Here is an 8,095-nt window from a genome sequence, read left to right on the forward strand (position 1 = left end):
TTACAATGATACACGGCATTTACGGCAAGCAAGGAGGAGATTTTTATCGAACAGCATACGGGGGAAAACCGATCTGCTCAACTTACCGAATCGAATACGCCCGGTGAAAAACCTTCCGTCCAAGTCGGCTCTTTCATCTTTATGCTTATTCTGGCGGCGGCTTCGGCGGCCGGATTCGGATTTTCCGTATATTTCGGATTCCGCGGCGTCTGGGTCGCGGCTTATTTGACTCTGGCGCTGGGCATCGCTTTTGCCGCTTTGGCCAGGATGATGTATAAATGGGCGTTTTTGTTCGTTCGGGCTTACCGCGATATGCAGCGTCCCGATTGGCGGCCCGCCAAAGATTTGAACGGCGTTGCGGCGCGGCAGCTATCGGAAATCCCGATTCCCGGCGGCAGGGCGAAGGAAGCGCTGATCGCGGGAGAAGCATGGACGCAGTCGAGACATAAACGGATCGGTTACATCTACTGGACCGATACGGTTCTGATCCTGCAGTACGAAGACGAGGAAGGAACGGACCGGTACTTGAAAAGTTTGCCGTTTCGGACGGATCGCGAAGGTTTCGAAGACGTTCTGTTCCAACTTCGAAGGGAAGGAATCCCTCTGTATCGGACCGAACTCAACCTGATTCGCATGAAAGCGGAAGATTTTCGGGAAGAATACGCGTCGCTGCCCAAGTCGCTTTACGACCCGGGCATTCCGATCGAGCGTCACCGCAAGGTGCGGCGGGAGGAATTCCCTCTGCCCTGGAAGTCGCTTTCGGCGGAAGCCCGCGAGCGGGCCGCGGAGCGGCGAAACGACAAGCGCTTTTACCGTCCCGTTCGCATCGGCGGCTTCTTGGTCAACTTCCTCATCGCCCTGCTGTGGATTCCGCTGTGGGAGCCGATTCCCGGAACGAACGGATTTCTTTGGGCGGACGATTTCGATTCGGCCAGCGGCGCATTGGCCCTGTTCAACCTGACCTGGTTCGCCGTCGCCGGCCGCTATTGGCGCGGATCGCTCGGAAGGGCCGGCCTTAAAGTCCCGCTCGACGTACTGAAGCTTATTGCGGTACACATGATCGGATTGGCCGGTGCCGGACTTTATCGGAGCGTAGAGGGAGATTACTATATGAATATGCTTCTGCTGGATTTGACGTTGGGCGTCTTTTTGATCGGCGTTTTTGCGTTCGAGAGATTGTCCACCGCGCAGGAGCGGCGCTTCGTTTCGCCGGATTCCGTCGATGCGAACGGCCTGGAAGTACGTACGTCTGAAAAGGAGGAGCAGCCGGGATCGGGGCGTTTCGACACCTTATCTTCGATCGTGTTCCTGCTTCTGCTGGCCGCGAATTTCTTGATGGGTTGGCTGCTGCTGCCGAATGCGGCCCTCGATTCCGAGAACGGCGTCTACGACATCACGACGCCTTTCCTGCTGGCGGCGTTCCTGCTGCTTCCGGTTACCGGCGCGTATTGGCGGAAAAGCACGAAGCTCTGGGCCCCGCTGAACGGAGCCGTCTTTCTTTTCGGCGTTCAGTTCGTCGGAACGCTGTTGGGCATGCCGGACTATGCCGAAGCGGATGAAATACGACATATTTTATTTTATAGTGCGGTCCTGCTGGCGATCGGTTTGTATCCGGTCTTCATCGTGATGCGAACCGCCGGTTATTTGAGCAGACGAAGCCGGGAACGGCGCAAAGAAAGGAAAGCCCCGCAATGAAATTGATCTCATGGAACGTCAACGGCCTGCGGGCCGCGGTCAAAAAAGGATTCAACGAGTATTTCGAAGAGCAGGACGCGGACGTCTTCTGCGTGCAGGAGACGAAGCTGCAGGAAGGCCAGATCACGATCGAACCGACCCGAGAATATTATCAGTACTGGAATTACGCGCTGAAAAAAGGCTACTCCGGCACGGCCGTGTTCACGAAGATCCGTCCGGAGTCCGTCCGCTACGGCATGGAAACCGACAGCGAGGACGAAGGCCGGATTTTGACGCTCGAATTCGAAAGTTTTTACCTGGTCAACGTCTATACGCCGAATGCCAAACGCGACCTTGCCCGGCTGCCGTACCGCCTGGAATGGGAAGACCGCTTCCGCGAGTACCTGAAGAAGCTGGACGCCGAAAAGCCGGTGATCGTCTGCGGCGATCTCAACGTGGCGCATCAAGAAATCGATCTCAAAAACGCTCGCTCGAACATGGGGAATTCCGGCTTTACCGATGAGGAACGGGGCAAGATGACGGAGCTGCTGAACGCCGGTTTCGTCGATACGTTCCGTTACTTCCATCCGGACAAGACGGACGTCTACAGCTGGTGGTCCTACATGGCGAACGTCAGAGCCCGCAACATCGGCTGGCGCATCGACTACTTCCTGGCTTCCGAACGTTTGGCGCCGAAGCTGAGGGATGCCCGGATCGACTGCCTGATTATGGGGAGCGATCACTGCCCGGTCGTGCTGGAGACGGAAGAGCTCTAACCGATACTGCAGCCGATAGACCTGCCGAGCTCTTTACATCCGGGGAATGCAGGCCTATAATTCGGATAAAGATTCCAAAGGCGCATCACCCGAAGACCTGTCGGAAGACAGGTCTTTTTTTCGTCCGAACGCTTTGCTCCGGACAGGCGGGGAGAGGCCGGAAGTACAGAGAAAGAAGGAGTGGCATGGAACAGCAGGCAATTTGGGCAATTGTGATTTTCCTTGTGGTGTACGCCCTGATCATCACCGAAAAGATTCACCGGACCATTATCGCGATGACGGGAGGACTGCTGCTGATTCTGCTGGGGATCGTGGATCAGGAGACGGCGCTGCACCATATCGACTTCAACACGCTGGGGCTATTGATCGGCATGATGATCGTGGTCGGCGTTACGGCGGAGACGGGGTTGTTCAACTATATGGCGATCTGGGCGGCGAAAAAAGCGAAAGGCAGCCCGGTCGCCATCCTGATCGCGCTCTTCCTGATCACGGCCGTATGCTCGGCGTTTCTCGATAACGTCACGACGGTGCTGCTGATCGTGCCGGTCACGTTCAGCATTACGCGGCAGCTGCGGGTTCCCGTATTTCCGTATCTGCTGACGCAGGTGATCGGTTCGAATATCGGAGGTACGGCGACGCTGATCGGCGACCCGCCGAACATCATGATCGGCAGCGCCGTGCCGGAGCTGACGTTTATGTCGTTTATCGCGAACCTCGCGCCGGTTATCGTCATCATTCTCGCGGCGCTGATTCCGATCTTCGTCCTGCTGTTCCGCAAGCAGCTGCGGACGACGCCGGAGCTGAAGCAGGGCATCATGGAGCTGGACGAGAAGGAGCTGCTGGAAGATCGGAGGATGCTGAAAAAGTGTCTCGCGGTGCTCGGACTGACCGTGCTGGGCTTCTTCCTGCATCAAGGGCTCGGCTGGGAATCGGCGTCGGTAGCGTTGACGGGAGCGTTCCTGCTTCTGCTGCTGACGGGCGAGCGCACGATGGAAAAAGCGCTGACGCGCGTCGAATGGCCGACCATCTTTTTCTTTGCGGGATTGTTCGTGCTCGTGGCGGGCCTCGTAGAGACGGGAACGATCTCCCGGCTGGCGGAACGCGCGGTCGATCTGACGGGCGGCAATCTGACGGCGGCTTCCATGCTCATTCTGTGGCTGAGCGCGCTGGCTTCCGCTTTTCTCGATAATATTCCGTTCGTCGCCACGATGATTCCGCTGATTCGGGACATGGGCGACATGGGGATCGCGAATTTGGAACCGCTGTGGTGGAGCCTGGCGCTGGGCGCCTGCCTGGGCGGCAACGGCACGCTGATCGGGGCGAGCGCCAATCTGATCGTGGCCGGGCTGGCCGGCAAGGAAGGGGCTCCGATCTCTTTCGTCAAATTTCTGAAATACGGTTTTCCGATCATGTTTTTGACGATTGCCATTTCGAGCGTGTACGTGTACCTGCGTTATTTGATGTAACCGATTCGCCGAAAGAACGCGAAAATAGAGGAGAGGCGGCAAAGGACATGTTGAAATACCGGTACGACGAACGGCTGATCACGATCGAAGAGACGCGCAACGAAGAGGATATCGAGTTCAAGATTCATTTGTCGGAACAGCATCCTTACGCGCAAAACGCAAAAAACGTAAGACGCCATTTCGAGAATGACCGTGATTATACGGACGTCATTTTTTATACGTATCCGGACCGGACCTATCGGGTGATCGTAAGGCAGGATCACTACGACGAATTCATCCTGACGCTGATGGCGAACCGTCTGCTGACCGCGGTGGAATGGGCGTAAAAGGCAGCGGCGGCGGACCGCCCGGTTTCGGGCGGAGCCGCCGTTTTCTTTAGTTTGAACGGGGCATCTTTAATTTCGCCTCTTATTGAAAGGGTTTTCATTCGGTAAGGTTAAAAAGATCAAGCCGAACGTTCGGGTGAAAATCATGTTCGGCGCGGATGGACAGGTGGCAAAGGGAGTGCGAAAATATCGAAAACAGACAGCGAGGGAGGAGATTCGGAACATGGACATTCGGGGCATCTATCGAAAAAGCGTCAAAAACAATCTGTTTGCCAAAACCATTCTCCTTTTCTCTTTCATTACGATCGTGACGGTCATCGCTTTCTCTTATTTCATGTTCGTATCCATGTCCCAATCGGCGGTGCGCCGGGAACTGGATAACCAAAAAGCCGCAATGTCGGCCATCGACCGTTATATCGGACTGCGAGTCGGAGAAGCGGATTCGATCATGCCTGACATTTACCGGGACGATGCCCTTTCGCTCGATCTGTCCTATTTCCTGATGAATCCTTATCCGGACTATGTTCGCTACCGGCTGGACCGCTACGCGCAGACGGGGATCGATTCGGCCAATGCCAGGACCCATATGGAAAACGTGCTCGAGACTCGGCCGGATATCCGGAAGCTCGTCCTGTACAGCAGCGAGCAGCAGATGCTGTACGCTTTCGGCCGTGACGGAGAGTTTCGCACGGTGCCGGTCAATGCCTCGCAGTCCTACGTGCCCGACGCGATGGCGCTCGAAAACGCCAGCGTCTCGGTTCCCAACGCCTGGGTGAGCCGGGCGCTTGGCAGTACCGGAGAAGCGATGTACTCGGTCACGGTGCCGGTCAACGACAAGCAGAGCCTTAAAAATCTCGGGCAGCTGACCGTCTGGTTCGATTCGAGCCGATTATGGAATGCGCTGACCGCTTACGAACAAGAATTCAACGGAGGCATCTTCGTCCTGTCTTCGGGCGGGCGGGTGCTGTTCGATACGTCGGGCCGTTACTACGGAGGAAAATTTCCGTATGCGGAGCGTCTGGAGTCGGTCTACGACGTCAATTCTTCCGGACCGTCTCCGGAGGGCGGATTGTACTTCAACAAGCTCGCTTCGACTTCCGGCGGCTATTCCGTCGCGGGCATTCTGACTCAAGCGGAAGCCGCGGAGTCTTACCGCGGCCTGCAGAACACGATTTGGACGATCGGATCCGTGTGCATCGTGTTCGCGATTTTAGTGCCTTCGCTGTTCATTTTCAGGTTCGTGAAGCGCACCAACCGCATTATCCGTCTGACCCAGCGGGTCAAACGGGGCGACCTCGCAACCCGGATCGGCGACCCGAAAGAAGACGAACTCGGACAGATCGCCAGCAGCTTCGACGACATGCTCGACGAACTCAATCAGTACATCGACCGGGTGTATAAAGCGGATATCAAGCAGAAGCATACGGAGCTTGCCGCGCTTCAGGCGAGGATCAATCCGCATTTTCTGTACAATACGCTCGAAGTCATCCGGATGCGCGCCGTGTCGCAGGGCGCGCGCGACGTAGGGGAGATGATCTACAGTTTGTCCATGCTGTTCAAGAGCTTCGTGCAGCAAAAAGAGCGGCACACGCTGGGGGACGAGCTGGAGGCGTGCCGGCTGTACCTGGAGCTGTTCCGCATCCGCTACAAGGATCGGCTGGCTTACGATATCCAGGCCGACCCGGAACTGCTCAAGGCGGAGGTGCCGAGGCTTTCCGTGCAGCCGATCGTGGAAAACTATATCGTGCACGGCATCCGCAGCCGCGACGACAACAACCGGATCGTGATTTTCGCGGACGGAGAGCAGGGCGATATCGCGGTCCGCGTAAGGGATAACGGCCGGGGGATCGCGGCCGACAAGCTGCGCGAGGTAAGATGCGCTCTTCACCGCACGGACGAAAACGGGGAAGCCGAAGGAGGCTTCGGCCTGCGCAGCGTGCACGAGCGTCTTCGGCTGCTGTACGGAGCGGACTACGGAATCGAGGTGCACAGCGGAGGGGCCGGACAGGGAACGCTGGTGGAAATACGTTATCGGAACTCGGAAGAGGGGGAGCGGCATGTACAAAGTGTTTCTGGTGGATGACGAACCGTTCATTATCGAAGGGCTGTACGACATTATCGACTGGGCTTCGCTCGGGCTCGAGGTGGCGGGCAGCGCGCTCGACGGCCGGGAAGCGTTCGACGCGCTGCGCGAAACGGCCGCGGATCTGCTCATTACGGACATCTCCATGCCGGAGATGACGGGATTGGAGCTGATTCGCCGCGTCCGGGAACTGAGGCCGGAGCTGAAAGTCATCGTTTTGAGCGGATTCAACGAATTCGACTATCTCAAGGAAGGCATGAAGCTCGGCATCGAAAATTACCTGCTTAAGCCGATCAATGTCGAAGAGTTGGAGGCAACGCTGGCGAACGTGACGGAAAAGCTGCGGCGCGCGGAGCGCGAAGAGCGCTTCGGGGCTTTCGGCGCAAGAATCATCCGGGACAACGTGCTGCACCGCTGGCTGACGGGACGGATCTCGCAGGCTGAGTTTGACGAGCGGCTCAGCCTGATGGGAATCTCCTTCCGCTGCCCGAAGCTGGCGGTGCTGATTCTGCGGGCGGACGGCGACGAGACGCTTGCCCTGCGCGCGGAGGAAGCGCTGCAAGGCGAGCCGGACTGCGTCGTCTTCCGCGAGATGGACGGGGATGCGGCGGTCATCGTTCCGCTCGCGGAAGGGGAAGGCCGCGAACGGATGCTGGATGTCGCCGCCAAGCTGGAGCGGCGAATCGGCGGAGAAGCGCTGCGCATCGGCATCGGAAGTGCGGGACCTCTGCCGCAGCACGGTCCGTGCAGCAGAACGGAAGCCGAGAAAGCGCTGGAGTACGCTCTCGTCGATCCGGAGCGCCGGATATTCGAATATGTGCCGTCCGCGGGGACTTCCTCCGCTCCGGAAGCGGCCGGACAGGCGCGCGCGACCCTGGGACGCGAATATGCCCGGTTGGTCCTGGCCCGAGACGGCGAGGAACTGACCCGGCGGATCGGCGAAGATTTCGCGGCGCTCAGCAGGACGGAAGGCATGGCGCCGGAGGAACTGCAAAATATCGCGCTCGGGGTCTGCGCCGACTTCCGGGCCGTGCTGCGCGAGGTCAAGCGCGAGGACGACGGCGAACCGCTGCTGCAGGTGCTGGAGCGCGTAAGGACGGCCTCGCATATGGAAGAACTGATCGAAGCGGTGCGGAGGGCGGCCGAAGAGACGGTAGGGCTGCTCAACCGGGATACCCGCAGCCCTGTCGTGCAGCAGGTGCTCGGTTACATAGCCGCTCATTACGGCGAAGAACTGTCGCTCAAAATGCTCGGTTCGCAGTATCACATCCATCCCGTGTACCTGGGACAGCTGTTCCATAAAGAAATGGGCGAGACGTTTACCGACTATTTGAACAAATACCGAATCGAACGGGCAAAAGAGAAGCTGCGCACGACCACCCAGAAAGTGCAGGACATTTCGCGCAGCGTCGGTTACTGGGAGACGGGCTATTTCTACAAGCAGTTCAAAAAGTACGTGGGCATTTCGCCGACGGAGTACAAGGCGCTTCAATGAACTTCGGCGAGCCGCAGCAAATGTCGCGGAACTGCCCGGTCCGAAAAAAAACGATTTCTGCCGTGCGCCGTGCCGGAACGTGAATTCGGCACGCTCGGTCTTTGCGGAAGGGGAGCCGACTTTTGGCGCGCTCAGCGGGGTTTTGGCGAACGAGCAGAATTTTAACGGATTCACACGACGCTTAGAAGCCGTTTGCGGGAACCCGGAAAATCTAACGGAACCAGGCGGCGCTTAGAGAGGAGATCAGCTTGTTTTTGGGAGAAAAAAGGGTATAA

The 8,095-nt window shown here is 57.8% G+C and carries 6 protein-coding genes; all 6 read left to right on the plus strand.

Going from position 1 to position 8,095, the window contains the following annotated elements:
• Nucleotides 1-141: 141 nt before the first annotated feature.
• The 6 genes from GYN08_RS17575 to GYN08_RS17600 all read left to right on the plus strand — a co-directional run bounded on the left by GYN08_RS17575 (nt 142) and on the right by GYN08_RS17600 (nt 7,820).
• Entirely contained in the window at nt 142-1,695 is a 1,554-nt protein-coding gene (locus GYN08_RS17575; RefSeq protein WP_166276885.1) for a hypothetical protein, read from the plus strand.
• On the plus strand, nt 1,692-2,450 hold the full coding sequence (locus GYN08_RS17580; protein WP_166276888.1) for an exodeoxyribonuclease III: 759 nt from the start codon (nt 1,692-1,694) through the stop codon (nt 2,448-2,450). Before GYN08_RS17575 ends, GYN08_RS17580 begins: the two co-directional genes overlap by 4 nt.
• Nucleotides 2,451-2,635: 185 nt before the next feature.
• Nucleotides 2,636-3,916 carry an ArsB/NhaD family transporter gene (locus tag GYN08_RS17585; protein WP_166276891.1) on the plus strand — a complete coding sequence of 427 codons (1,281 nt, stop codon included), beginning with the start codon at nt 2,636-2,638 and terminating at the stop codon, nt 3,914-3,916.
• 47 nt (nt 3,917-3,963) lie between these two features.
• Nucleotides 3,964-4,242 (plus strand): hypothetical protein, encoded by a 279-nt coding sequence (locus GYN08_RS17590; protein ID WP_166276894.1) that lies wholly within the window; start codon nt 3,964-3,966, stop codon nt 4,240-4,242.
• A gap of 223 nt (nt 4,243-4,465) precedes the next feature.
• The gene (locus tag GYN08_RS17595; RefSeq protein WP_166276897.1) at nt 4,466-6,325 is read left to right on the plus strand and encodes a cache domain-containing sensor histidine kinase; all 1,860 of its coding nucleotides are present in this window, start codon (nt 4,466-4,468) and stop codon (nt 6,323-6,325) included.
• Entirely contained in the window at nt 6,300-7,820 is a 1,521-nt protein-coding gene (locus GYN08_RS17600) for a response regulator transcription factor (RefSeq protein ID WP_166276899.1), read from the plus strand. The genes GYN08_RS17595 and GYN08_RS17600 overlap by 26 nt, the downstream gene beginning before the upstream one ends.
• Nucleotides 7,821-8,095: the final 275 nt, after the last annotated feature.

It is taken from the genome of Saccharibacillus alkalitolerans (assembly GCF_011090185.1).
GTDB lineage: Bacteria > Bacillota > Bacilli > Paenibacillales > Paenibacillaceae > Saccharibacillus > Saccharibacillus alkalitolerans.